This is a genomic window from Arthrobacter sp. Bi26 (assembly GCF_918697925.1).
Classification (GTDB): Bacteria; Actinomycetota; Actinomycetes; order Actinomycetales; family Micrococcaceae; genus Arthrobacter.
This window is the reverse complement of record NZ_CAKKMF010000021.1, coordinates 1-22202: the sequence shown is the minus strand read 5'-3', so window position 1 is coordinate 22202 and position 22202 is coordinate 1. Positions and strand designations below refer to the sequence as shown.

The window sequence follows — 22202 nt, the reverse complement described above, 5'->3', positions numbered from 1 at the left end:
TACAGGTGCAAGGTCCGCCTATGACGTGCGGGATGTCAGCCAAATGGTGAACGCGATGATGACGCCCAGCCCGGCGATCCAGACAAAGAGACCTTCGGAGACCGGTCCCAAAGCACCAAGATCGGCGCCGCCGGGTGAACCGTTGGCCTCAATCTGCTTCAGGTAGGTGATGATGTCGCGCTTTCCCTCGGGGGAGATGTTCGCGTCACTGAAGACCGGCATGTTCTGGGGGCCGGTGACCATTGCCTCGTAAATGTGCTGCCCGGAGACACCTGCGAGGGCCGGGGCAAACTTGCCCCGAGTAAGTGCACCGCCGGCGGCGGCAGCGTTGTGGCACATGGCGCAGTTGGTGCGGAAGAGCTCCCCACCGTTGGCGGCATCGCCCTTTTCGTCGAGCACACCGGCCTCGGGGATGGCCGGGCCGGGGCCGAGGGAGGCAACGTAAGCAGCCAGCTGCTTGGTCTGTTCCTCATTGAACTGGGCGGGCTTCTTGTAGGCCTGCGGGCCGTTCATCTGCATGGGCATGCGGCCGCTGCCGACCTGGAAGTCAACAGCGGCGGCGCCGACGCCCACAAGCGACGGCCCGGCCTGCGAACCGCTGGCACCCATGCCGTGGCAGGTGGCGCAGTTGGCGGCAAAGAGCTTGCCGCCTTCCTCTACGTCGCTTGCGCTGTAGGTGGTGGTGTCGGCCTTGGCCTGGTTGACGGTGGTGGCAACGGCGTACAGCCCACCCGTGACCAAGAGGCCCATCAGCAGCAGTGCAATTGCTGCCAGTGGGTGACGTCGCTTCTGCGAGAGTGCCTTCACGTGGTGGTTCCTTTATTCGATCCTGCGGTGGCTCCGGGAGCCGCTTCTTGAAATTCTGCCTCTTGTAGAAAAAGAGTCAAGTCTGACTACTTGAGGACGTAGATGACCAGGAAGAGGCCAATCCAGACGACGTCCACGAAGTGCCAGTAGTACGAGGTGACAATCGCCGAGGTTGCCTCAAAGTGTCCGAACTTCTTCGCGGCGAAGGAGCGGCCAATGATGAGCAGGAAGGCAATCAGGCCGCCGATCACGTGCAGGCCGTGGAAGCCCGTCGTTATGTAGAAGGCTGAACCGTAGGCGTTGGAGGACAGCGAGACATGCTCGGAAACGAGCATGGCGTACTCGGTCGCCTGGCCGGCGACGAAGAAGGAACCCATGAGGAACGTCAGGATGAACCATCCGTTCATCCCCCACTGGGTAAAGCTGAAGCGTCCGCCGGTTCGGCGCGGCTGGAGCCGCTCGGCAGCGAAGACGCCCATCTGGCAAGTAAAGGAACTTGCCACGAGGACGATCGTATTAACGAGCGCAAACGGGAAGTTGAGCTTGGCTGTCTCTTCGGCCCACATCAGTCCGGAAGTCGAACGGAGTGTGAAGTACATGGCGAAGAGACCGGCGAAGAACATCAACTCACTGGACAGCCACACAACGGTTCCAACAGAAACCATGTTCGGGCGGTTCAGCGTCGGGTGCGCCGGGGTACTGGGGGCATGGGTCGCAGATGTCACATAGACATTATGTCTATAAAAGTCCGTACTGCCCAACGCAAACCGCGTTTTCGGAGGACTTTTTCTACAAAGACGCGAATTCGCGCGGAAAAGTTCCCGGAGGGGTTCACATTGGTCTTTGCGGGGCGGACCTCGATAGCATCGGGAGGTGACTTCACAGGCATCTGCACAGGCGGCAGGCAACACCTGGCCGCGGCTCATCAACGCGCTCATCAGCGGCGCAGACCTTACTGCCGGGAGTACTGAGTGGGCCATGAACTCCATCATGTCCGGCGAGGCGACGCCGGCCCAGGTGGCGGGATTCCTGGTGGCGCTGCGCTCCAAGGGCGAGACCGTGGATGAGCTGGCTGGCCTGGTAGAGGCGATGATCGCCAACGCCAACCCCATTGACATTGCCGGTGAGAAGCTGGACATCGTCGGCACAGGTGGCGACCAGCAGAACACCGTCAACATCTCCACGATGGCCGCCCTTATCGCCGCCGGCGCGGGGGCCAGGGTGGTCAAGCACGGCAACCGTGCGTCGTCGTCCTCGTCCGGATCCGCCGATGTCCTGGAGGCCCTCGGTGTCAGGCTGGATCTTCCCATTCCCCGCGTGGCGCTCAACGCCGAAGAGGCGGGAATCACGTTTTGCTTCGCCCAGGTGTTCCACCCCTCGATGCGTCATGCTGCCGTCGCCCGCCGCGAAATCGGCGTTCCGACGGCGTTCAACTTCCTGGGCCCCATGATCAACCCGGCACATGTCCAGGCCTCGGCCGTGGGCGTCGCCAATGAGCAGATGGCGCCCCTGGTGGCCGGGGTGCTGGCCAAGCGCGGCAGCCGCGGCCTGGTTTTCCGAGGGAATGACGGCCTGGATGAGCTCACCACCACCGGCCCGTCGCGCGTGTGGGAGATCCGCAACGGCGAGGTCACGGAAGAGATGTTTGATCCGCGCGACCTCGGCATCCGGACGGCCACGTTGGAGGAGTTGCGCGGCGGTGACGCCGTGGCCAATGCCGCCGTCGTCCGCGCTGTCCTTGGCGGTGCGCCGGGGCCGGCCCGTGATGCTGCGCTGCTCAACGCCGCGGCCGGGCTGGTCGCGTTCGACCTCGACGCCGTGGGCCCGCTGGCGGAGCGGATGGCCGCGGCGTTCAAACGCGCCGAGCAGTCCATTGAATCCGGTGCCGCGGCCGCGGTGCTGGACAGGTGGGTCGCTCTGTCGCAGACCGCCTAGGCGCCGCCAGGCTGGTACAGAAGGCACAGACCAAGAAGGACGGGCCCGGCAGATTATGCCGGGCCCGTCCTGCGTAGCGCTGAAGCTGCTTGGTTGCCCGCTACTGCTCGAACCCGAGGGCAAAGGCGGCGTCGAGGTCGTGCTGTGAGTAAGCGCGGAAGGCGATCTGCGTGGTGGTGTGGGCGACGCCCCGGACCTTCGAGAGCTTGTCTGCGATGACTTCTGCCAGGTCTTCATGCTTGGCGACCCGGGCGATGGCGATCAGGTCCCACTCGCCCGTGACGGAATAGACCTCGCTGATACCGGCGATGGCGGAGATTTCCTCGGCGGTCTCCGGGATGCGTGAAGCGTCTGTCTTGATCAGGACGAATGCGGTGACCACGTGTGAGCCTTTCCGGATCGGTTGCGCCGTTTGCGGGCCTGTCGGCGGCCCGTGTCCGGGCGCTGCCATCTTCTGCAAGCCTAGTGCATCAGCCCTGGCGGCGGCGTGAACGCAACCGCCGCACCCCTGCGGCCACAAGGCGGTAACCCAGGAGGAAAACGCCCAGGCTCACCAGGGCGACGATGATGAAAGGCAGCACCACTGTCTGCCCGGTGACGGCTCGCAGGATCATGCCGACGCCGACAGTTCCGAGCCAGACGGCGACGCCGGCGGGCCACACCCGCAGGGGGTCATGCCACAGCCGGAGGGCGAGCCATGCCAGTGCCGCGCCCACCAGGAACGGCCACGCCGTCGCAAAGACGCCGGTGATGATTTCCCCCCGCTGGTGCGCGTCGCGCCCAATCGCCGCGAAGAGCAGGATCAGGAGCGCATCAGCGGAGGCGGCCAGTGCGGCTGTCTGCGCGGGCCGAAGGCCCGTACTGGAAGCATCCTGGGCGGACGGACGGGGGAGTCTGGGTGTTGGAGAAGGCATACAACCAAGCCTAGTCCCGTCCGGATGACGTCCGGCCGGCGGAAGTCGTTGTGCGTGAAATCACCGTGGGGCTAGGCTCGGTCCCATGCCGCTGATCGCCGCCGGAGCCAGCCGGTGGCACGGGCGAACGCAAGGGGAGCGCTGTGAGCGAAAAAATCACCACCTGCCTGTGGTTCGACAGCCAGGCCGAGGAAGCCGCCGAATACTACGTCTCCGTCTTCGACGGCGGCAAAATCCTCGACGTCTCCCGGTATGGCGAGGGCGGTCCCGGGCCGGCCGGCCAGGCGATTACCGTCCGTTTCCAGGTTGACGGGCGTACCTTCACGGCATTGAACGGGGGACCGGCCTTCACCTTCACGGAGGCGGTGTCCTTTGTCATCGACTGCGCGTCGCAGGAAGAAGTGGACCGGTACTGGTCGGCCCTGACCGACGGCGGCCAGGAAAGCCAGTGCGGTTGGCTCAAGGACCGGTACGGGGTCTCGTGGCAGGTTGTGCCGGCCGTGCTGGGACAACTGATCGGTGGCCCCGACCCCGACGGCGCCCAGCGCGCCATGCAGGCGATGCTCGGAATGCGCAAGCTGGACATCGCCGCCCTTCAGTCCGCTTACGACGGCGACTGACGCCACTTATGCCCCCGGCGCCCGGCGCCGGTTGGTCCGCCGCGCCGTATTCCGGTGCGGCGGACCGGGCCAGGCCCGCCCTGACCCCCGGTCGGCGTGGCCCGCGGGCTCCGGGGCGGTCCGCACATATGATCGTGGCATGAGTAGCGACGCCGTTCCGGAGGCTGTTGTCCCGGTGCAGCTGGATCCTCAGCTGGACGGCCAGCTGAGCATTAACGACATCCTGCTCGAACTGGGCCAAGCTCCCGTGGTGCATCCTTCCCCGGACGCGGCCAGTGAGCTGCACTTCTTCTAGGCCCGCCACCTCGGCAAATTCAGGCCTTATGGTCCTTACAGCGGATATGCCGGCGGACTACCTTGGCGCGTAAGGAATGCCAGCAGGGCTTCCTCAGAACGAAAGGATGGCTCCCGTGGAGCAATTCTGGAGCGTCATTTGGCTGTTCTTTTGGGGATTCGCGTTCGTCGCCTACCTTTTCGCGCTGTTTGCAGTTATCACCGACATTTTCCGGGACCACGAGCTCAACGGCTGGCTCAAGGCCGTGTGGATCATTTTCCTCGTCTTCGTGCCGTTCCTCACGGTTCTTGTGTACCTGATCGCGCGGGGCCGCAGCATGGCCGAGCGCCAGGCCAGGAGTGCACAACAGGCCCAAGCCGCCACTAACGAGTACATCCGCTCCGTCGCCACAGCATCCCCCACCCAGGAAATCGCCAAGGCCAAGGAGCTCCTCGACGCCGGCACGCTGACCCAGAGCGAGTTCGACGCTGTCAAGGCCAAGGCGCTGAGCCAGGCCTGACCGGCCGGCCGTCCTGAGGGCGCATTTTCGCCCGTGTCATCGCCCGACGAGGCCCATATGGAGGTCGTTGTAGCGGTTCCCCTGCACACCGATCCGGCGTGCCACCGCATTCAAGTCGGCGACCTCGTCGGCAGAGAGCGCGACGGCGGTAGCGGCCGCGTTTTCCTCGAGGCGCCCGCGCCGCCTGGTCCCGGGGATCGGGACGATCCACGGCTGCTGGGCCAGCAGCCAGGCCAGTGCCACCTGGCCGGGGGTTGCACCCTTGGCGCCGGCGAGACCGGCGACGTGGTCCACGAGGGCCTGGTTCGCGGCCCGGTTCTCGGCGGTGAAGCGGGGGATAGTGCCCCGGATATCGCCGTCTGCGAATGACGTCGAGGGGTTGACGGTGCCGGTGAGGAAGCCCTTGCCGAGCGGGCTGAAGGGTACGAACCCGATGCCCAGTTCGGCCAGCGTTGGCAGCACCTCCGGTTCCGGATCCCGTGTCCACAGGGAGTACTCGCTCTGCACGGCCGTCACCGGGAAGACAGCATGTGCAGCCCGGATGGTGGCGGCGGAGGCTTCGGAAAGGCCGAAGTGGCGGACCTTGCCGGCCTCGACCAGTTCGCCGACGGTGCCCGCGACTTCCTCGATAGGCACATTCGGGTCGACCCGGTGCTGGTAGAAAAGGTCGAGGGTGTCGACGCGGAGCCTGCGCAGCGACTCGTCGGCGACCCGTTTGATCCGCTCGGGGGAGCTGTCGAGTCCTACCGATTTGCCGTCCTCGATCCGCCAGCCGAACTTGGTCGCTATCACCACCTCGGCCCGCACCGGGGCGAGCGCCTCGCCGACGAGTTCCTCATTGACGAAGGGCCCGTATACCTCTGCGGTGTCGAAGAAGTTGATTCCGATCTCGACGGCGTTGCGGAGCACCTCGAGCATCGTCTGGCGGTCTCCGGGGTTCGGACCGTAGCCCTGTGACATGCCCATGCAGCCAAGACCGATGGCCGAGACCTGCAAGCCCTGTCCGAGAGTTCGCGTGTGCATCTTGTCTCCTTTGATCGTTGTGCGGGGAGTCGGGTTCAGCGTCTCCAGTCAACTTGCCGTTGCGGCCACGTGGGAGACCCTGGTGAAAGGTGTACCGGCAGGGCACCCCTCAAGGGATCCCGCAGCCCCAGGCCGGAGCTCAGTGAAGTGCAAGGACCAGGTAGGTGGCTGCGAGGGCCAGCGCTGTGGGGGTCATGACGAGGCGTTCGGGTTTGCTGCGGGAGATCCCGTTCATGACGACGCCGAGCGCGAAGTATGCCGTCATCACCCACACAGTGATTGAAGTAAAGGCTTCGCTGACCAACGGCAGGACAAGGCCGGCCTTGGCCAGCGCTACATAGGCGAAAAGGGCATACGCAGCTATGGACAGGGCGCTCCCGATTCTGAGTTTGGCAGGCAGGATACGGTGTTGTCCGCCCCACGCCATCCTCCCGAGCGGAGCTCCACCGATGAGTGCGGCCTGGAAGATGGCCAAGCCGGCTAGAAGGGCGCAGGCGAGTGTTGCGAAAAGCTGATCAACTGCCATCAAAAACCAGTCCCCTGTCCAGTCCCAAGCAATCTCGCGAGCGGCGGGCACACGGCTGTCACTGCCGGTTCGTCCCGGGAAGCGCGTCTTGCGGCAAAACTAGCACTCCCATCACGAGATCGAAGGAACGCCGTCCCGAATTCCTCGACTGATCCTCGGCCCCCGTGCGTACGTGCAAACCGGGGTACTGTAAGGCGCATGGAGATGCGCCTCGAGGTCGTGCAAGTACCCGTCAGTGATGTGGACAAGGCCAAGTCGTTCTACACAGACCGGCTCGGGTTCGCCCTGGACCATGATGTCGAATACATACCGGGCATGAGGGTTGTCCAACTCACGCCGCCCGGCTCCGCCGCCTCCATCGTCATCGGCACGGGAATGACCAGCATGCCGCCGGGCAGCCTGGAAGGACTGCAGTTGGTGGTCCCCGACATGGCATCGGCACGGGCTGAGCTACTCCGGCGGGGAGCAGAGATCAGCGACGTCCAAGACATCGGTGGAATCGCCTTCGCCTACTTCAGCGACCCGGACGGCAACCGCTGGGTGATACAGGAAGCTACGCCGCCGGACGTTCGGGAAGCCTTTCAGCGCTAGGCGGCTGGAAGCGGACGCGGCCGGCGCGCTCGACGGCGTGCTTCTGCCTTTCCTTCTGCCGCTACGCGCCGACCGTTAGTAGGTGATGGCGCGGGAGCGCGTCGGCCGCCAGCGTCCTTCCTGCTTCGCGAACGGCGTCGTCATTTCCAGGGGCCACGTCGCCCGTGACCCCCAGATCGTTGCGTCGACGAGATTTCTGGCGACAAGGACGGCCGTATCGCCGTGGACCTCAACCTTGACCGACTGCTCACGGATGCCGTGGTAGGTCATTTCGCCGGAGTCAATCTGCGCCAGCCACTCGGCCTTGGACTGCACGTACCCGGTGATATGTACAAGGACGAAGCCGTCGTCGAGCAACTCCTCGAGCCGGTCAGTGCGTCCCTGGACCATCCAGCGGTTCAGATCAGCGTTGGCCTTCTTGATGGCCGCTGCGGCATCCGAAGGCTCGTAGTTGCCAGTGTCGTTTGTCATGGTGTGCTCCGGTTTGATTGAACGGGTGTCAGCAAGGGGCCCTTGGAAGGGGCGGACCTGGCACGGGCGGCGCGCCGGGCCGATCGCTCGGCCGGGACGATGAGGATGAGGACGGCCGCCAGGGCCGCTGCCAGCATGCCGGAACCGCCCGTGTAGGCGACCGCCGCGCTGGCGGCGAGCGAGCCGGCGTTGGCCGAGAGCGCGACGAGGACACCGACGCCGAGGGCGCTGCCGAGCTGGTGCGAAGTGTTGACGAGCCCCGAGGCTGCTCCGGCGTCCTTGGCGGTGACTCCCGCGAGCCCCGCGGCCGTGAGCGGGGCGAAGGCGAGGCCCTGGCCGATTCCGATCAGCACCAGCGGCATTGCAACCCCGGTGAGGTACGGGGTCGCGGCGGTGATCCTGCTCAGCCAGAACACGCCGCCAAGGGTTACGGCAAGCCCGGCAGCGAGCAGAATCGCGTTGCCGAACCGGTGGGTGAGCCGCGGGACGCCCAGCGCGACGAAGAAGTTCACGATCGTCATGGGGAGGAATGCGACGCCGGCCTGGAGCGGGTTGTAGCCGTAGACGCCCTGCAGGAACTGGGTGGTGAAGAAGAAGAAGCCGATCATAGTGCCGGCGAAGAGGAGGCGCGCTGTGTAGTAGGCGCCGGCCCGTTCCCGGATGGCGAAGAGGTGCAGCGGCATGATCGGCTGCTTGACCTTCCATTCGTTGAGGACCAGCAGGCCTAGCAGCAACGCTGCCACGATCAGGGCCGTGGCCGTTTCGGGCGCCGCCCAGCCGGCGTCGACGGAGTTGACGATCGCGAAGACGAGGGCGCCCATGCCAAGGGTCGACGCCACGGCGCCGGTGAAATCGAAGCGGCCGGAGGCCCGCGGGGATTCCGGGATGAACCTGACCGCGGCGATGATCATGGCGATTCCGATGGGCACGTTCACGTAGAACCCCGCCCGCCAGGAAACCCATTCGGCAAGCGCGCCGCCGACGACGAGGCCCAGGCTGGCCCCGATTCCCGCGACGGCGCCGTAGGATGCCACGGCGCGGGTGCGCTCCCGGCCGGCAGCGAACGTAGCCGTCAGCAGAGAGAGCGAGGAGGGGGCCACGACTGCTGCGCCAATTCCCTGGAGTGCCCGAGCAGTAATCAGCCACTCGTCGCTGGGGGCGGCTGCGACCAGAAGGGACGCAAGGGCGAAGACCGCGAGAGCGCCGATGAACACGCGACGGCGGCCCAGAATGTCGCCGAGGCGGGCCCCGAGCAGCAGCAGTCCGCCGAACACCAGCGTGTACGCGTTCTGGACCCAGGACAGTGCGGTGGCCGAAAGGTCCATTTCAGCCTGGATTCTGGGCAGGCCTGTGAAGATGATCGAGTTGTCCAGGATGATCATGAAGTAGCTGACAAGGATGATCGCCAGGATCGCCGTCGGGCGGACCCGGGTGGCGGACGCGGCTGTGGTGGCGGGCACGGTGGTCCTTCGTGGTCGGATGGTGTGGTGTTTCTGAAAGTCGGTCAGGCGGCGGCCCGCACTATCAACAACACCGCAGAAAGCCACGGAGCGGGAGTCACTGCTGGTCCACGCACTCCCAGACCACCCTTCAGCCCCGGTTCCCGCGCCGAGAGGTGTACTGACAGGCCCTCCCACACTTCCATCACCGGCCGTAGCCTGAAAGCATGGAGAGCCGAAATGATGTGAGTGAGTTCCTGCGCACGCGCCGCGCGAAAGTGACACCGGAACAGGTGAATCTGATCGTCGGGAGCAACCGCCGCGTCCCGGGGCTGCGCCGCGAGGAGGTGGCGACCCTGGCCTCGGTCAGCGTCGACTACTACGCGCGTTTGGAACGCGGAAACCTCAGCGGGGTCTCCGATGAAGTACTGGAATCCATTGCGCACGCCTTGAGGCTGGACGAAGCCGAGACCGCGCACCTGTTCGCTCTCGCCCGTGCCGCGCAGCCCGGGCCGGCCCGCCGCCGGCGTCCGGCGAAGCCGCAGGAGGTGCGGCCCAGCCTGCAACGGTTCGTGGACTCCATTACTGGTGCGCCCGTCTGGGTGCGCAACGAACGCATGGACTTCATCACCGCCAACGCGCTCGGCCGTGCACTGTACGCGCCCCTGCTGACCGGCAGTGCCCGGCCCGCCAACAGCGCCCGCTTCGTGTTCCTCTATCCGGAGGCCCGGAGCTTCTTTCCCGACTGGGAGCGGAGCGCCAACGATATCGTCGCCGTCCTGCGCAGCTCCGCGGGCCAGGACCCGCACGACAAGGGACTCTCGGATCTGGTCGGGGAGCTTGCGACGCGCAGCGAGGACTTCCGTACCCGCTGGGCAGCCCACAATGTTCGGCTTCACAGAACCGGCTTCAAACGTATCCATCACCCCGTGGTCGGCGATCTCGAACTCACGTACGAGGCGATGGAGCTGCCGGCCAACCCCGGCTGGACAATGTTCGCTTACACCGCCGAACCCGGCTCCGCGACCGAGGAGCGCCTGAAACTGCTGGCCAGCTGGGCTGCGACGTCCACCGCCGAGATTCCCGTCGTCGCCTCCCACTCCGGCTGAAGGAAAGATCCCGCGTTGCGGGACGCGGGTGGCGGTTTCCCCAGCATATCGTCGCACTATTCATGTTTGACCCCTAAAATCTAAATAGTAGGGTGACTATTTAGACTTCCGGAGGATCCATGACCCGTTGGCCCGCGCACGGCAGCAAGACGATGCCGTGGAAGTCGTCGGGGCGGCCGCCGCGCGAAGACCGGGAATTCACCGAGGTTGTCGTCTCGCTGCCACCCATGATCGCCCGGAGCTGGTTCGATCCGGGGCGCGAGACCATTGTCGCCCTTGAGGAGGCCGCCGTTGCCATAGCGTCCCTGGACGTCACGGCCGGCACCCGGATGGCCGCCATCAGCGGGTTCCTTCTCCGCAGTGAGGCCGTTTCCTCCTCTAAAATCGAGCACGTCAACGCCAACCGTGACGACTACGCCCGGGCCATGATCGGGCTCAAGGCCAGTGATGACGCCCGCTCCATGGTGGCGGCAGCCGACGCCGTACAAGGGATGATCGACGACGCCGGGCGAACCGGGGAGATCCGGCTGGAGGCAATGCTGGGTGCCCATCACACGCTCATGAAAGAGGACCCGATGGACGGCCCACACGCCGGCAAATTCAGGGACGTTCAGAACTGGATCGGCGGCAGCGACCATTCGCCGCGCGGGGCCATCCACGTCCCGCCCCCGCCGGAGCTCGTGCCGGCCCTGATGGAGGACCTGATGGTCTTCTGCAACCGCCGCGATGTACCGATCATGGCGCAGGCGGCGATCGCGCACGCCCACTTCGAATCCATCCACCCCTTCACCGATGGCAATGGCCGGATCGGCCGGGCCTTGATCGGCGCGATTTCCCGGCGTCGCGGGCTCACAAAGAACACGGTCACCCCGATCGCGTCGGCGATGGTCGCCGACGTCGACACGTATTTCAGCCTCGTCAACAACTACCGCTCCGGTGACGCCGATCCGTTCGTGCTCTACCTGGCCCGTTCCGCGGTCCGCACCTCGGACGCCGCCCGGGAATCCGTGGCCGCACTCGATGCCCTGCCGGCGATGTGGCTGGAGCTGGCCAGGCCACGCAGGGGATCCGCGGACGAGAAGATCATTCCGTGGCTTCTGGAGCGGCCCGTGTTCGAGGCCCACAGCGCTGCCCATATTGCCGGCGTCGCCGAAAGCTCCGTCTACGCCGCGCTGCAGAGGCTCTCCAATGCTGGGGTCATCACCCCGGTCACGCAGTCAAAGCGCAGCCGTGCCTGGGCGGCGACAGAAGTCCTCGACGAGGTGGACCGGCTCAACAACCGGCTGGCAGACGCCGGAAAGATTGGCTGAGGGGGCGACGACGTCCCGCTGTTGGCCCGTGGTTTGGCGGTGCAATTTGGCGGGTGCTTTTTGATGGTGCTTTTTGATGGTGGTGGTTGCAGAATGGAAAGAAGCCGGGCTGTTTCCCAGCCCCCTCCAGCGTCGAGGACGGCACATCATGACAACCAATAAGACACGGACTGCACTTGTGCTGGCCACGGTCCTGATCGGGCTGAGCGGCTGTGCCGGAGGCGGCGGAACACCGGCGTCGGCCCCTGCCACGACGGCCGGGACCTCTCCCAGTATGTCGATGGAACCGTCCGCCCCGGCGGGATCTACCGCTTCAGGGCCGGCAAACGCCGCCGCCGCGACAATCACGATCAGCAAATTCGCCTACGAGATCCCTGGCTCGGTCGCGCCCGGTGCTGAGGTGAAGGTGGTGAACATGGACACTGCCGAGCACACGGTGACCGCAGACCAGGATGCGACACTCTTCGATGTAGAGGTCAAGGAAAACGGCGGTACGGCCACATTCAAGGCGCCTTCCGTGCCGGGCACATACGCGTTTCACTGCACGTACCACTCCAACATGCACGGCTCGCTGACCGTCAAATGAGGACGACGCCGGCGGGGGCGCGTTCTTGACGGTCTCGATCGAGAAAGGTGCCTTGGCGTGGCTATCAAGACCCCCTCACCGTCGCTTGACCCATCCGTCGTTGAGGACTTGAGTTCGGCTCTCCGTGGCCGGCTGCTCCGTCCCGGAGAATTCGGCTACGACGAAGCCCGGAAGGTCTTCAACGCGATGATTGACCGCCGTCCGGACGTGATTGTCCGCCCTGCTGACGCCGAAGATATCCGCCGCGCGGTGACCTTCGCCCGGGAAAACGATCTCCCTGTTTCCATCAAGGGCGGCGGTCACAACGTGGCAGGGAACGCCGTCGGCGCCCATGGGCTCATGCTGGAGTGCTCTGGCATGAAGAACGTGCGGATCGATGCCGAACGGCGCGTCGCCGTGGCTGGAGCGGGTGCGCTCCTGGCCGACCTTGACGTCGCCACTCAGGCATACGGCCTAGCCACGCCGCTCGGAGTCGTCTCGGTTACCGGCATCGCCGGCCTGACCCTCGGCGGTGGCATCGGCTGGCTCAACGGCAAGCACGGGCTCGCCTGCGACAACGTGCTCGCCGCCGACATCGTGACTTCCGATGGCAGGCTCCTGACGGTGAGCCCCGGCGAACACGCAGACCTTTACTGGGCCATCCGGGGAGGCGGCGGCAACTTCGGCGTCGTTACTTCGTTCACGTATCGTTTTGCATCCCGTCGGGCCGGTCCTTGCCGGGGCGCTCTCATTCCCGGCCGAACGGACGAGGGAGGTCCTGCGGTTCTACCCCGGGTTCGCCGCCTCTTGTCCCGACGAACTCTCGATGTCGGCCAGCCTGGGGCCCGACGGCTCGGGGCGCCCTGTCTTCGGCGTCGGCGTCTGCTGGAGCGGCGAGCACGATGAGGCGGAGCAGGCTCTCCGACCGCTGCGCGATCTCGGCCCAGCCCTGGATGTGGTGGTCCCAACGGACTACGTCGTTCTGCAGAGCGCTCACGACGCGGACTTTCCGTCGGGCCAGAACCACTACTGGAAATCGAGCTTCTTCACCGACTTCACCGCCGACGCCGTCGATGTCCTGCTCCAGTTTGCGTCCGAGATGCCCTCGGCGGCGAGTGGCATCGGAATGCAGCAACTGCACGGTGTGGCCGCCCGGGTCGACCCGGCAGCCACGGCATTTCCCCATCGCCGGTCCCAGAGCGAACTCCTCATCCTGGCCCAGTGGTCGGACCCGGCAGCGACGGAGCGCCACATCGGCTGGGCCCGCGCCTTCTTCGAAGCGATGCAGCCCTTTGCCGCGAGCGGGGTATACGTCAACGACCTGGGCCAGGAGGGGGAGGAGCGCGTGAGAGCAGCCTACGGCGCCAACTACGATCGCCTGGCCGCCGTCAAAGCCACATACGACCCAATCAACCTCTTCCGATCAAATCAGAACGTCCGCCCGATCGCCTAGGAACTTCGCCGGTGTGATGGACGCTGGGCGACGCCAGAGAGGGGCCGGGGCAGCTCGACCTTGTCGAGTCTTCCAGCAGCGTTGGACGGCATTCCAGTAGCCTGCAGGGATGATCGAGGACGAGCAAGAACTAGCAGGTGGGTCTTCATCGATTGGGATGGTGCCGGCCCCAGCACACGGCTGTGGGATCTGGCGTACGCCGCGCAGTCGTTCGGCCTTGCCGCACGGTCAGCTCTGCTGGCGGTGCTGCTCCAGGACGTCCCGGGCGGTGGTCCATTTCCGGCTGCCGTACCTGTCGTTGTGGACGTAACGCAGATTGGCGTCGCCACTGAACATGCTGGCGAAGTACTGCATGCCCTGCCACGGCGGGAACGGCTCGGTGGAGGCCGGCATGAGGGCTCTAACTGCCCTGCTCATAGCAGTCAGGGAACCAACGCTGCCCGCGTAGAGGAGCCGGAATTGTGTACCCGTCAGGTCGGTCATGGTGGATGCCAGGGTCCTTGCCGTGACCTTGTCCCCGGCGATCTGGAGGACACGGGGAGCCCGCTGGTCGAGGGCGGCGGCTGCAGTGTACGTGGCAGTGTCGTCTTTGGTGGTGAAGTCGAGCACCTGGTCGGGGTCGGACCAGAACAGCACACGGCGCCGTGAGAACAGGATCATTGGCGCCTGCCCGGCGAGCATGTCGGTGAAGGCGCCGTTGAGGATCGATGTGGCCTGGATTTCGGTTGCGTCCAATCTCTGTGCGAAGTCTCTGCGGAGCTGCAAGTTCCGGTTGCTTCGGGGCCGGATACCGCGGTAATCGATGGAGAAATCGGAAGGGATGAAACGGGGGACACCCACCGCGGCCGCCGCCTCCAGCAAGCGCGATTGACCATCCAAGATGGCGCTGTCGAGGCCGTTGATCGCGGAGACCACGCAATCAACATCCGTGCACGCCCTTCGGAGGCCGTCCGGATCGTCGTAATCCGCCTGGATCACCTCGGCGCCCTGGGCGCGCAGCTGTGCAATCCGCGCTGTGTTGGTCTCCGGTCGTGTCAGGACCCGAACGGTGGCCCCGAGGACGACCAGATTCCGCAGGATAAGTCCGCCGAGATCGCCGGTGGCACCGGCGAGAAGGACGGTGCCCGGAGGGGGTGTCGTCGCGGTCATGGATTGCACCTCAAGTGATGTCCGGTGGAAGGCGATAGTCGGCTAAGACTACCAACCGTGCCACATCCTCGGGGGCTTACCCCTCCAAACCAATGTCCTTAAGCGTCAGCGCCGGCGGCGAACTTCCGTCGATGTCCAGTACGCCGAACTCCTTCGCAACCGCGGCGGCGATAAGCACCTGACCGGTCCGCGCCATCAGGTTCGGATCGTGGAACAGCGCGTTGATCACGCGGCCGATGAATTCTGGGCTTTCGCTGGTCGAGAGATCGAACGCGCCACTTTTCGCCGCTGCCACGACCGCTTCGGTTCGAACCAGTCCGGGGTAGAGCGAGATTACCGGAACAGCGAACGGTTTCAGCTCGACGGCCATGTCGGACGTCATCTTGTCTGTCGCCGCTTTTGCGATGCCGTAGATCGTGTTGCCGAGGTGACGCTGCGCCGACCAGAAGCTGATGTTGATGATCAAGCCGCGGTGCCGCGGAGTCATCATGCGGGCCGCGTGCGCCGAACACACAAATGCGGCGCGGACGCCGGCGTCCATCATGCCGGTCCAGCGATGGGGCGGTTGATCCCAAAACGGCGCAGGCCACGTGAACGCGCCACCTTCCACCATCTTCTCGTAGCCGCCCCAGGCGCAATTGACGAGGAGATCGAGGCGGCCGCTCTCGGAGCGGATCGTTTCAAACACGCGCGCGGTCTCTTCGTCGTTGAGATGGTCGCAGCGCAGTCGCCGTATCTCCTGCGGCAGGTCCGCCTGGTCGATCGAGCGGCCCGTACCGTAAACCCGAAACCCCGCTGCCAGAAGGCCCCGCGCGATGCCACGGCCTACCCCTCGGCTTGCGCCGGTCACGAGCGCAACGTTTCCCGTTGGCGCTTCATTGCGTTCGCGTTCGTTGGTCATGCTAAGCGGCCCCCGGTTGCGTTCGGTTCCGTGATCCCCATGATAGGCCGGTGCTGGCGCCCGGGCGCCGGGAGCACTCACCTCTTTTCGCGCCGCTCGTGGTGCTCGCGCGCGCAAAGCCCACAGAACGGTGCGCTCCCGTACAGCTATCTTTCGCGGAGCCTGGTACGGCGAAGCCAGGATTCGACGGCGGCTCCGGCATCCCGGACTTCCTCGCCCCGCACGGCTAGACGATATGAAGTGTGATCAGGCCCTGCCCGTCCGGGTCGGCCATTATCGCCGGGGCGGTCCTGCAGCGCCTGCTTGATGTGAGCTTCGAGGACGCCGCAACGACGCAGCTGATCCCCGCGGCCCGCAGGTACCGGGCCAGGACAAACCCGGTCGGGGTCCCGCAGCGCTTCTTCCTCCGGGTCCGGGATCCGCACCTCGATGACCGAGCCGACGGCGAGCATCTCGGCCAGCACCCGGGCGTCACGCCGGTCGGTTTTCACCCGGTCCCCGGGGGCACGCAGCATGTCCCGGCTGCGCTCCGGCACGGCCAAGGACCTCGCGCACGCCCGCCAGCACGTGAACGCCATCCTGCTGCGCCATGGCATCCGCTACCCCCAAGACACCCGGTGGACGAAGGAACACCGTCTGTGGCTGCACCGCCAGCACTTTGACCAGCAGGCGCTGCAGTTCACCTACGAGGCCGATGTGGAGCAGGCCGAGCTGCTCACCGCGCAGCTGGCACGGATCGACAAACAGGTCACCGCGACGGCCGCGGCGTGCCGTTACGGCCCGGTGATTGATGCGCTGATGTGCCTGCGCGGCATCCACATCACGACCGCGTTCGGGCTGGCCGTGGAGATCGGCGACTGGACCCGCTTCACCGGCTCGACCATCGGGTCCTATCTCGGCATGGTCCCCAGCGAGGAATCCTCCGGCCAGTCCCGGCACCAGGGCCCGATCACCAAGGCCGGGCACACCTACGCCCGCAAACTCCTCATCGAAGCCGCCTGGCAGCACCGGCGCCCCTACGCCCGGCCCGGGGAACGGCTGCTGCGCCAGTTCGAGCTCGTCGCCCCGGCAACACGCATCCGCGCCCTGGAAGGAAACCACCGGCTGCACCGCAAATGGGAACACTTCGATGAACGCCACAAAATGCCGGTCAAGGCCAACACCGCGATCGCCCGGGAGCTCGCCGGCTGGTGCTGGTCACTGGCCGCCCCGCTCCAGCAAGGAGAACGCATGAACGCGGCCTGACCCGAACCTGCCGCCCGGGACGGGGTGGAAATGCGCTGGCAAGCATCCGGAGCCAACTCGAGGCTGGACTATGAGCAGGCGGGTCCAACCGTCGACGCTCGACGCTAGACACCGATACGCTCCCCGCCGAACACATCGTCATGCGGTAACCAACCCGCGAATGTCAGCCTGACACTGCAGTCGACACAAGACCCGCCAACACACCCCCACCACGACCCGGCGGCACACAATGAGCGGCCTCCGGAACCAAAACCCAGGAGCCGCTCATCCATGCCCACTTGACAACCGGAACTACATATCAGTCCTTCGCCGATGGTCGCCCCGGGGCAGGATCTCGCGTAGTCCCGTTCGGTGGTGCCGAGTCCGCTCATGGCGTGGGTGGTAACCGGATGGACTGACTTGCCGGTGAAGTCGTAGCTCTCGGCGAACGTCGCCATGATCATCGGGGCCCGGACGTTCCAGATCCCGCTGGCCAGGAGCACGGTGTCGTACTGGTCGATCGAGGGCATCGGGGAGGCGATGGCCGGGCGGGCGTCACCGTCCTGTTCACGGACGTTGCGAGCGACGGTTGCGTCGTAGTCCGCGGCGTAGGGGTCGGCGGCTTCGATGCGGTGGACATCGCATGTGATGCGCGTGCGGATCATTCCGACCAGGACCTCGGTGTTGCCGACGTCGAGGTCGGTGCGGCCGCCGTAGTGGTAGTTCTCCCCGGCCCGTGAGAAATAGGCGAGCAGGATCTGCCTGCCGTCGGGGCGGGGTCCTGGACTGCTTTGTGGCATGGGAATGTTCCGTTCTTTGGGGGCGCAGCCGGACGTTCCGGCGGTGATCATGGCAGCACCGAAACCGGCGACAGCCGAACGCAGGACGGAGCGCCGGCCCATGGTCCGTAGGTTCGTGGTCATCAGGGGTCTTCCGGTCGGGTTTTCTGGTTAGCTGTACCGGCGTCCACCCAGCCAGCTCACCATCGCGGGGTCGCGGTGGTCAAAGAAGAGGCTGGCAGCGGTGTCCAGCGTGGCGATCTGGCTCATTTGCGCATCGGTGAGAATGAAGTTGAAGACATCGAGGTTCTGGGCCATCCGCTCGGGCCGGACTGATTTGGGGATGACGACGACCTCGCGCTGGATGAGCCAGCGGAGCACCACCTGGGCGACCGACTTGCCGTGCGCCTCGGCGATGGCGCTGAGGAGCGGATCGGTGAACAGGTTGTTCTTTCCCTCGGCGAACGGTCCCCAGGACTCGATCTGGACGCCCCGTTCGCGCATCAGGGCCTGGTCGGCGGCGCGCTGGTGGAACGGGTGGGTCTCGATCTGGTTGACGGCCGGGACGATCTCGTTGTGATCGATGAGGTCGACGAGCCGGTCGGGGTGGAAGTTCGAGACGCCGATCGCGCGGGCCAGGCCTTCCTTGTGAAGATCCTGCATGGCCCGCCACTCGCTGTGGTAGTCCCCGAGCGGCTGGTGGATCAGGTACAGATCCAGGTAGTCCAGTCCCAGCCGGTGGAGCGAGTTTTCGAACGAACGCCTGGTGTCGTCTTGTACACTGCCGGTCGGGGTGTGCTGGATCCAGAGCTTGGTGGTGACGAAGAGTTCCTCGCGAGCGATGCCGCTGGCCTTGATCGCGGCACCGACGGCCGCCTCGTTGCCGTAGGAGGCCGCCGTGTCCAGGTGGCGGTATCCGGCTGCGATGGCGGCCTCGACGGCGGCCTGGGTTTCGTGGTCGGGGATCTGGAAGACGCCGAAGCCCAGGATCGGCATCTCGACGCCGTTATTTAGGGTGACGGTATTCATGGTGTTTCCTTTGTTTGGGGGTGGTAGGGGCCGGATCGTAGTCGCAGGGACGCGGCGACAAGGATCTGAACTCCTTCAAGAAAACCAGCCATATCCTGCGCGCGGGAGTGCCTGCTGTGCGGTGTACTGCCAGTTCCTGTCAGGCCGGGCCGGGGCGTCGTAGCGTAGAGGCCATGGAGAACAACAACGACGTCCGCGAGTTCCTCATGAGCCGGCGGTCGCGCATCACTCCGGCCCAGGCCGGGCTGCCCGCCTACGGCGGAACAAGGAGGGTGGCCGGCCTCAAGCGCGAGGAAGTGGCCATGCTCACCGGCGTAAGCACGGAATACTACGCCCGGCTCGAACGGGGGAACCTGCGGGGAGTCTCCGAGAGTGTCCTCGAGTCACTCGCAGGCGCCCTGCACCTCGACGAGGCTGAACGAGCCCACCTGCTCGACCTGGCCAAGGCCGCCACGCCGGCGCCGGCATCACGAACACGCCGGGCACGTGCAGAAGTGCGCCCCAGCGTTCAACGGATCCTGGCCGGCATGACAGGCACACCCGCATACGTCCGCAACTCACGCATGGATGTCCTCGCCGCCAACGGCCTCTGCTTCGCCCTCTACGCCGGCATTCTCAGCCCCGAGAGCCTGCCGCTGAACCTCGCACGGTTCATGTTCCTCGACCCGCGCTCCCAGGAATTCTTTCTCGAATGGGACACGATCGCAGATGATCTCGCCGCCGCCCTCCGCGCCGAAACAGGACGCAACCCGCACGACAGGGCATTGAACAGCCTCATTGGTGACCTTGCCACTGGAAGCACGGAATTCTCGACACGCTGGGCACGGCACAACGTCCGCTTCCACCGCTCAGCCCGCAAGACACTGCACAACCCACTGATCGGGGACATCGAACTCACAGGCGATTCGTTGGAGTTCCCGGGAACGGGTCTGACTCTCATTGCCTACACTGCTGAACCGGAAAGCCATGCCCAAGAGCAACTCGACTTCCTCAGCAGCTGGAGTACCACCAACAAGCGTCCGATCGAAACGGCTCCAGCCCATCCGCGGACCGCAGCAATCATCCCGCCAGATGGCGACTCCCGGGACTGAACCTGAGCACCAAAGACCGCAGCAAAATTTAATCATGACTTTTACGGGGGTGGCAGACTTTCTGGCATGGAGCCAATGGATTGTCTGGTCATCTACGTCCCCACCGAAGCTGCGCACGCGGTCCGGCAGGCCATTGGCGACGCCGGGGCGGGCAGGCTGGGCAACTACTCGCACTGCTCGTTCAGCCTCGACGGCACCGGGCGCTTCACACCGCTGCCGGGCGCGACCCCGACCATCGGCGCCGTCAATGAGCCCGAGGAGGTGCCGGAAACCCGGATCGAGGCGATTTACCCGCGCTCCCGGCGCGCCGCCGTCGTCGACGCCGCGCTGTCCGCGCATCCATACGAGACGCCGGCGTTCATGACCTTCCCGGTAGATGCCAGCCTGCCGGACGGTACAGGCTCGGGGGACTAACGCCGCCGACGGAACAGGAGGCTCCCGACGCCGGAGTGGCCAGGTCAGGGGTGTCGGGTGGCCTGCACGACGACGTCGTGCAACGGAATGGCTCGGCCACCGGGACCAAGGAGTGTGCGCGTGATCTCCTCCCTAGTCCTGATGCTCCATGCGGCCGAATCCAGGCTCCGGGTGATGTCCGCGAGAGTGGCTGTCGCCTCGGCTGGTGGGTGATGTCCGTGTCCTGTGGAGGCGGTGCGGTGCTGGTTCGGCTCCACAGCGCCGGTCCCGTCGAATACCTCGGCCTCATCGGAAGGCAAGGCCAACGCGCCCACGTCCGCGCAGCACCCAAACTGGATAGCTAGGCCTATCTTCCGATGGGCTCAGGACTCAGACCGCTGCCGGTGCCATCCGGAGTGCCAGCATCCCGCCTTCGAGGAGCTCAAGTTCGACGATGTGCAGAGTGTGCCGGGTGCCGTCCTCCGGCAGCATCTTCTTGCCATGCCCGAGCACGATGGGGGAGACCAGCAGAATGTACTCGTCGACGAGGCTCTCCTTCATGAGCGTCTTGACGAGCGTCGGGCTTCCCCAAACGATCACGTTCTCTTGTTCGCGAAGCGCGCGGACCCGGCCGGGTATGTCGCCGGCGATAATCGTGCTGTTGTTCCAGTCCGCGTGGTCCATGGTGGTTGACGCGACATACTTCGGCATGGCGTTGAACTTATCGGCGGTGAAGTCGCCCGACCGCGACGGCCAGGAGGCGGCGAATCCGTCATAGGTGACCCGGCCGAGCAACATCGAGTCCGCCGCGGCCAGCACTTGTTCATTGAAAGCCGCGGTGGCGTCGCTGAAGAACGGGCCTGTCCAGAGCTGGGGTTCCTCGGCGACGTTGTCCAGGGTGGTAAAAGCGGTGACAGTGAGCTTGCCCATGAAGATCTCCTTCAGGTCGGTGGCGCTTGGCTGTTATCCGCACCCGTCGTCGAACCGGCGGCAGCGACTATCAGCCACAATCTACCGCCAATGCCCATCGCCGGGCCAGGGAGTCCAGATCACGCCCGCCGGGGTGTGACCATGCAGAACCCCGTGCTGCGACCGTCAGTTCTGTACTCGCTGACGATACTCCCGGGGAGTTTCGCCGGCGTCGTTGCGGAAATGCCGGTTGAAATTGGAAAGGTTCGTGAAACCCACTTCGTAGCAGATGTCGGAGATGGATTTGTCGCTCTGCTCCAGCAGGCGGCGGGCGTGGGCCAGACGAAGTTTGCGCACGAGGTCGCTGAAATTCTGGCCGGTTGCGCGCTTGAAATACTTCGAAAACGTGGGCTCCGACATTCCCACCAGCGCCGCAGCTTCGGACATCCTGACGCTGCCGGCGTGATTGCTGAACACGTACTCGAGGACTATGTCCACCACGGCCGCGCCCTGGCCGTCCAGCTGAGGCCGAAACCATTCGTCGGCGAGGTAGCGCCGTTCCTCCTGCGGTGCGCGCGAAAGGATCGCCAACACGTCAAAGAGATGGTGAAGCCGCTGCAACCCGGTGGAAGTTCCCATCGCTTCGAGGGAAGCCGCGGCGGCCGTGGCTGATCGCCCCAGGAACTCGATGCCGCGCGAGGACTGTTCCAGCAGGGGTTTGACCTCGGCCATTTCCGGGAGAATCGAGGCAGCCTGCTCAACCCATTTTCCGTCGAACTGAATGAGGGCGTCCCTGCCCTGAAGCACTTCTCCGGGCTCGAGGTCGCTGACCCAGTCGTGCGGCAGCCCCGAACCCACCAGGGCGAGGTGTCCGGCCTCGAAAGTGCCGATGTGGTCTCCCACGATGAACTTTCCGGTGCCTTTCCGGATCAGGTGCAGTTCGTATTCAGGATGGTAGTTCCAACGTGCAACCGGGCTGGGGTAATCGTGCTCGTGCCAACGGACGGAATGGTTGGGGTCTTCCGGAATCACCTCCCGGTTGGCCCGCATCCCCAGCAGTCTTTCGGCAAGCCTGGCCGTTGCGCCGTCGCTCGGGTCCGCCGTGCTCATCCTGGTTCTCCCATGAGTTCGGATCATGAATTATGGACGGCACCTTGGCCGCCCCCTCCC

Annotated in this window: 28 protein-coding genes and 1 pseudogene; 14 read left to right on the top strand and 15 right to left on the bottom strand. The window is 65.3% G+C overall.

What is annotated here, in order from left to right:
• Positions 1 to 18 precede the first annotated feature (18 nt).
• Both LQV16_RS07680 and LQV16_RS07675 read right to left on the bottom strand, forming a co-directional pair.
• Entirely contained in the window at positions 19 to 807 is a 789-nt protein-coding gene (locus tag LQV16_RS07680; protein WP_229993317.1) for a c-type cytochrome, read from the bottom strand.
• Between the two features lie 86 nt (positions 808 to 893).
• A complete protein-coding gene (locus LQV16_RS07675) occupies positions 894 to 1532 on the bottom strand; it encodes a heme-copper oxidase subunit III (RefSeq protein WP_229993316.1) in 639 nt (212 codons plus the stop codon).
• A 148-nt stretch (positions 1533 to 1680) separates the two neighbouring features.
• Here LQV16_RS07675 and trpD point away from each other — a divergent pair, with 148 nt between their 5' ends.
• A complete protein-coding gene (gene trpD, locus LQV16_RS07670) occupies positions 1681 to 2742 on the top strand; it encodes an anthranilate phosphoribosyltransferase (RefSeq protein WP_229993315.1) in 1062 nt (353 codons plus the stop codon).
• 100 nt (positions 2743 to 2842) lie between these two features.
• Here the strand turns inward: trpD and LQV16_RS07665 are convergent, their stop codons facing one another.
• Positions 2843 to 3124, bottom strand: coding sequence for an Lrp/AsnC ligand binding domain-containing protein (locus LQV16_RS07665; RefSeq protein ID WP_090580900.1), 282 nt, complete (start codon positions 3122 to 3124; stop codon positions 2843 to 2845).
• Positions 3125 to 3212: 88 nt separating this feature from the next.
• Positions 3213 to 3656, bottom strand: coding sequence for a DUF3054 domain-containing protein (locus tag LQV16_RS07660; RefSeq protein WP_229993314.1), 444 nt, complete (start codon positions 3654 to 3656; stop codon positions 3213 to 3215).
• Positions 3657 to 3799: 143 nt separating this feature from the next.
• On the opposite strand from LQV16_RS07660, the gene LQV16_RS07655 reads away from it, so the two are divergent.
• From LQV16_RS07655 to LQV16_RS07645, 3 genes are all read left to right on the top strand, one after another.
• On the top strand, positions 3800 to 4276 hold the full coding sequence (locus LQV16_RS07655; RefSeq protein WP_229993313.1) for a VOC family protein: 477 nt from the start codon (positions 3800 to 3802) through the stop codon (positions 4274 to 4276).
• 139 nt (positions 4277 to 4415) lie between these two features.
• Positions 4416 to 4571 (top strand): hypothetical protein, encoded by a 156-nt coding sequence (locus tag LQV16_RS07650; RefSeq protein ID WP_018773067.1) that lies wholly within the window; start codon positions 4416 to 4418, stop codon positions 4569 to 4571.
• A gap of 106 nt (positions 4572 to 4677) precedes the next feature.
• On the top strand, positions 4678 to 5070 hold the full coding sequence (locus LQV16_RS07645; RefSeq protein WP_229993312.1) for an SHOCT domain-containing protein: 393 nt from the start codon (positions 4678 to 4680) through the stop codon (positions 5068 to 5070).
• 36 nt (positions 5071 to 5106) lie between these two features.
• Here the strand turns inward: LQV16_RS07645 and LQV16_RS07640 are convergent, their stop codons facing one another.
• Positions 5107 to 6093 carry an aldo/keto reductase gene (locus tag LQV16_RS07640; RefSeq protein ID WP_229993311.1) on the bottom strand — a complete coding sequence of 329 codons (987 nt, stop codon included), beginning with the start codon at positions 6091 to 6093 and terminating at the stop codon, positions 5107 to 5109.
• Between the two features lie 139 nt (positions 6094 to 6232).
• The gene (locus LQV16_RS07635; protein WP_229993310.1) at positions 6233 to 6619 is read right to left on the bottom strand and encodes a hypothetical protein; all 387 of its coding nucleotides are present in this window, start codon (positions 6617 to 6619) and stop codon (positions 6233 to 6235) included.
• Between the two features lie 198 nt (positions 6620 to 6817).
• On the opposite strand from LQV16_RS07635, the gene LQV16_RS07630 reads away from it, so the two are divergent.
• Complete coding sequence (locus LQV16_RS07630; RefSeq protein ID WP_229993309.1) at positions 6818 to 7210, top strand: VOC family protein; 393 nt, start codon at positions 6818 to 6820, stop codon at positions 7208 to 7210.
• Between the two features lie 75 nt (positions 7211 to 7285).
• Here the strand turns inward: LQV16_RS07630 and LQV16_RS07625 are convergent, their stop codons facing one another.
• Positions 7286 to 7681 (bottom strand): nuclear transport factor 2 family protein, encoded by a 396-nt coding sequence (locus LQV16_RS07625; RefSeq protein WP_229993308.1) that lies wholly within the window; start codon positions 7679 to 7681, stop codon positions 7286 to 7288.
• A complete protein-coding gene (locus tag LQV16_RS07620) occupies positions 7678 to 9141 on the bottom strand; it encodes an MFS transporter (protein ID WP_229993307.1) in 1464 nt (487 codons plus the stop codon). The genes LQV16_RS07625 and LQV16_RS07620 overlap by 4 nt, the downstream gene beginning before the upstream one ends.
• A 206-nt stretch (positions 9142 to 9347) precedes the next feature.
• On the opposite strand from LQV16_RS07620, the gene LQV16_RS07615 reads away from it, so the two are divergent.
• From LQV16_RS07615 to LQV16_RS07590, 6 genes and pseudogenes are all read left to right on the top strand, one after another.
• On the top strand, positions 9348 to 10229 hold the full coding sequence (locus LQV16_RS07615) for a helix-turn-helix transcriptional regulator (RefSeq protein WP_229993306.1): 882 nt from the start codon (positions 9348 to 9350) through the stop codon (positions 10227 to 10229).
• Between the two features lie 119 nt (positions 10230 to 10348).
• On the top strand, positions 10349 to 11539 hold the full coding sequence (locus tag LQV16_RS07610; RefSeq protein WP_229993305.1) for a Fic family protein: 1191 nt from the start codon (positions 10349 to 10351) through the stop codon (positions 11537 to 11539).
• A gap of 148 nt (positions 11540 to 11687) precedes the next feature.
• Entirely contained in the window at positions 11688 to 12125 is a 438-nt protein-coding gene (locus LQV16_RS07605) for a cupredoxin domain-containing protein (RefSeq protein ID WP_229993304.1), read from the top strand.
• Between the two features lie 57 nt (positions 12126 to 12182).
• Positions 12183 to 13010 (top strand): FAD-binding oxidoreductase, encoded by an 828-nt coding sequence (locus LQV16_RS07600; RefSeq protein WP_229993303.1) that lies wholly within the window; start codon positions 12183 to 12185, stop codon positions 13008 to 13010.
• Complete coding sequence (locus LQV16_RS07595) at positions 12931 to 13557, top strand: BBE domain-containing protein (RefSeq protein ID WP_229993302.1); 627 nt, start codon at positions 12931 to 12933, stop codon at positions 13555 to 13557. The genes LQV16_RS07600 and LQV16_RS07595 overlap by 80 nt, the downstream gene beginning before the upstream one ends.
• Positions 13558 to 13692: 135 nt before the next feature.
• A pseudogene (locus LQV16_RS07590) lies at positions 13693 to 13776 on the top strand (aminoglycoside phosphotransferase); the annotation flags it as partial.
• Between the two features lie 9 nt (positions 13777 to 13785).
• Here the strand turns inward: LQV16_RS07590 and LQV16_RS07585 are convergent.
• The 3 genes from LQV16_RS07585 to LQV16_RS07575 form a co-directional block, all read right to left on the bottom strand.
• The gene (locus LQV16_RS07585) at positions 13786 to 14706 is read right to left on the bottom strand and encodes an NmrA family NAD(P)-binding protein (RefSeq protein WP_229993301.1); all 921 of its coding nucleotides are present in this window, start codon (positions 14704 to 14706) and stop codon (positions 13786 to 13788) included.
• Between the two features lie 76 nt (positions 14707 to 14782).
• On the bottom strand, positions 14783 to 15607 hold the full coding sequence (locus LQV16_RS07580; RefSeq protein ID WP_229993300.1) for an SDR family NAD(P)-dependent oxidoreductase: 825 nt from the start codon (positions 15605 to 15607) through the stop codon (positions 14783 to 14785).
• A gap of 146 nt (positions 15608 to 15753) precedes the next feature.
• A complete protein-coding gene (locus tag LQV16_RS07575) occupies positions 15754 to 16143 on the bottom strand; it encodes a hypothetical protein (protein WP_229993299.1) in 390 nt (129 codons plus the stop codon).
• On the opposite strand from LQV16_RS07575, the gene LQV16_RS07570 reads away from it, so the two are divergent.
• Positions 16121 to 16852, top strand: coding sequence for a transposase (locus LQV16_RS07570; RefSeq protein WP_229993298.1), 732 nt, complete (start codon positions 16121 to 16123; stop codon positions 16850 to 16852). The two genes, LQV16_RS07575 and LQV16_RS07570, sit on opposite strands and share 23 nt — an antisense overlap.
• Before the next feature lie 104 nt (positions 16853 to 16956).
• Here LQV16_RS07570 and LQV16_RS07565 read toward each other — a convergent pair whose 3' ends face one another.
• Both LQV16_RS07565 and LQV16_RS07560 read right to left on the bottom strand, forming a co-directional pair.
• Entirely contained in the window at positions 16957 to 17754 is a 798-nt protein-coding gene (locus LQV16_RS07565) for a flavodoxin (RefSeq protein ID WP_229993297.1), read from the bottom strand.
• 27 nt (positions 17755 to 17781) lie between these two features.
• Positions 17782 to 18639: an aldo/keto reductase gene (locus LQV16_RS07560; RefSeq protein ID WP_229993296.1), complete on the bottom strand. Its 858-nt coding sequence runs from the start codon at positions 18637 to 18639 to the stop codon at positions 17782 to 17784.
• Between the two features lie 173 nt (positions 18640 to 18812).
• Here LQV16_RS07560 and LQV16_RS07555 point away from each other — a divergent pair, with 173 nt between their 5' ends.
• The gene (locus LQV16_RS07555) at positions 18813 to 19730 is read left to right on the top strand and encodes a helix-turn-helix transcriptional regulator (RefSeq protein ID WP_229993295.1); all 918 of its coding nucleotides are present in this window, start codon (positions 18813 to 18815) and stop codon (positions 19728 to 19730) included.
• A 75-nt stretch (positions 19731 to 19805) separates the two neighbouring features.
• Positions 19806 to 20144: a hypothetical protein gene (locus LQV16_RS07550; RefSeq protein ID WP_229993354.1), complete on the top strand. Its 339-nt coding sequence runs from the start codon at positions 19806 to 19808 to the stop codon at positions 20142 to 20144.
• A gap of 369 nt (positions 20145 to 20513) precedes the next feature.
• Here the strand turns inward: LQV16_RS07550 and LQV16_RS07545 are convergent, their stop codons facing one another.
• Together LQV16_RS07545 and LQV16_RS07540 are read right to left on the bottom strand one after the other, a co-directional pair.
• The gene (locus tag LQV16_RS07545) at positions 20514 to 21053 is read right to left on the bottom strand and encodes a dihydrofolate reductase family protein (RefSeq protein WP_229993294.1); all 540 of its coding nucleotides are present in this window, start codon (positions 21051 to 21053) and stop codon (positions 20514 to 20516) included.
• 165 nt (positions 21054 to 21218) lie between these two features.
• The gene (locus LQV16_RS07540) at positions 21219 to 22142 is read right to left on the bottom strand and encodes an AraC family transcriptional regulator (protein WP_229993293.1); all 924 of its coding nucleotides are present in this window, start codon (positions 22140 to 22142) and stop codon (positions 21219 to 21221) included.
• Between the last annotated feature and the right edge of the window lie 60 nt (positions 22143 to 22202).

Excerpts from the sequence above, each read along its gene's own strand:
- LQV16_RS07610 (WP_229993305.1), top strand. The coding sequence starts at position 10,349 with ATGACCCGTTGGCCCGCGCACGGCAGCAAGACGATGCCGTGGAAGTCG.
- LQV16_RS07585 (WP_229993301.1), bottom strand. The coding sequence starts at position 14,706 with ATGACCGCGACGACACCCCCTCCGGGCACCGTCCTTCTCGCCGGTGCC.
- LQV16_RS07550 (WP_229993354.1), top strand. The coding sequence starts at position 19,806 with ATGGATTGTCTGGTCATCTACGTCCCCACCGAAGCTGCGCACGCGGTC.
- LQV16_RS07580 (WP_229993300.1), bottom strand. The coding sequence starts at position 15,607 with ATGACCAACGAACGCGAACGCAATGAAGCGCCAACGGGAAACGTTGCG.
- LQV16_RS07635 (WP_229993310.1), bottom strand. The coding sequence starts at position 6,619 with ATGGCAGTTGATCAGCTTTTCGCAACACTCGCCTGCGCCCTTCTAGCC.
- LQV16_RS07570 (WP_229993298.1), top strand. The coding sequence starts at position 16,121 with ATGTCCCGGCTGCGCTCCGGCACGGCCAAGGACCTCGCGCACGCCCGC.
- LQV16_RS07540 (WP_229993293.1), bottom strand. The coding sequence starts at position 22,142 with ATGAGCACGGCGGACCCGAGCGACGGCGCAACGGCCAGGCTTGCCGAA.
- LQV16_RS07625 (WP_229993308.1), bottom strand. The coding sequence starts at position 7,681 with ATGACAAACGACACTGGCAACTACGAGCCTTCGGATGCCGCAGCGGCC.
- LQV16_RS07560 (WP_229993296.1), bottom strand. The coding sequence starts at position 18,639 with ATGAATACCGTCACCCTAAATAACGGCGTCGAGATGCCGATCCTGGGC.
- LQV16_RS07650 (WP_018773067.1), top strand. The coding sequence starts at position 4,416 with ATGAGTAGCGACGCCGTTCCGGAGGCTGTTGTCCCGGTGCAGCTGGAT.
- LQV16_RS07605 (WP_229993304.1), top strand. The coding sequence starts at position 11,688 with ATGACAACCAATAAGACACGGACTGCACTTGTGCTGGCCACGGTCCTG.
- LQV16_RS07545 (WP_229993294.1), bottom strand. The coding sequence starts at position 21,053 with ATGGGCAAGCTCACTGTCACCGCTTTTACCACCCTGGACAACGTCGCC.
- LQV16_RS07565 (WP_229993297.1), bottom strand. The coding sequence starts at position 17,754 with ATGACCACGAACCTACGGACCATGGGCCGGCGCTCCGTCCTGCGTTCG.
- LQV16_RS07660 (WP_229993314.1), bottom strand. The coding sequence starts at position 3,656 with ATGCCTTCTCCAACACCCAGACTCCCCCGTCCGTCCGCCCAGGATGCT.
- LQV16_RS07630 (WP_229993309.1), top strand. The coding sequence starts at position 6,818 with ATGGAGATGCGCCTCGAGGTCGTGCAAGTACCCGTCAGTGATGTGGAC.
- LQV16_RS07640 (WP_229993311.1), bottom strand. The coding sequence starts at position 6,093 with ATGCACACGCGAACTCTCGGACAGGGCTTGCAGGTCTCGGCCATCGGT.
- LQV16_RS07615 (WP_229993306.1), top strand. The coding sequence starts at position 9,348 with ATGGAGAGCCGAAATGATGTGAGTGAGTTCCTGCGCACGCGCCGCGCG.
- LQV16_RS07595 (WP_229993302.1), top strand. The coding sequence starts at position 12,931 with ATGTCGGCCAGCCTGGGGCCCGACGGCTCGGGGCGCCCTGTCTTCGGC.
- LQV16_RS07645 (WP_229993312.1), top strand. The coding sequence starts at position 4,678 with ATGGCTCCCGTGGAGCAATTCTGGAGCGTCATTTGGCTGTTCTTTTGG.
- LQV16_RS07555 (WP_229993295.1), top strand. The coding sequence starts at position 18,813 with ATGGAGAACAACAACGACGTCCGCGAGTTCCTCATGAGCCGGCGGTCG.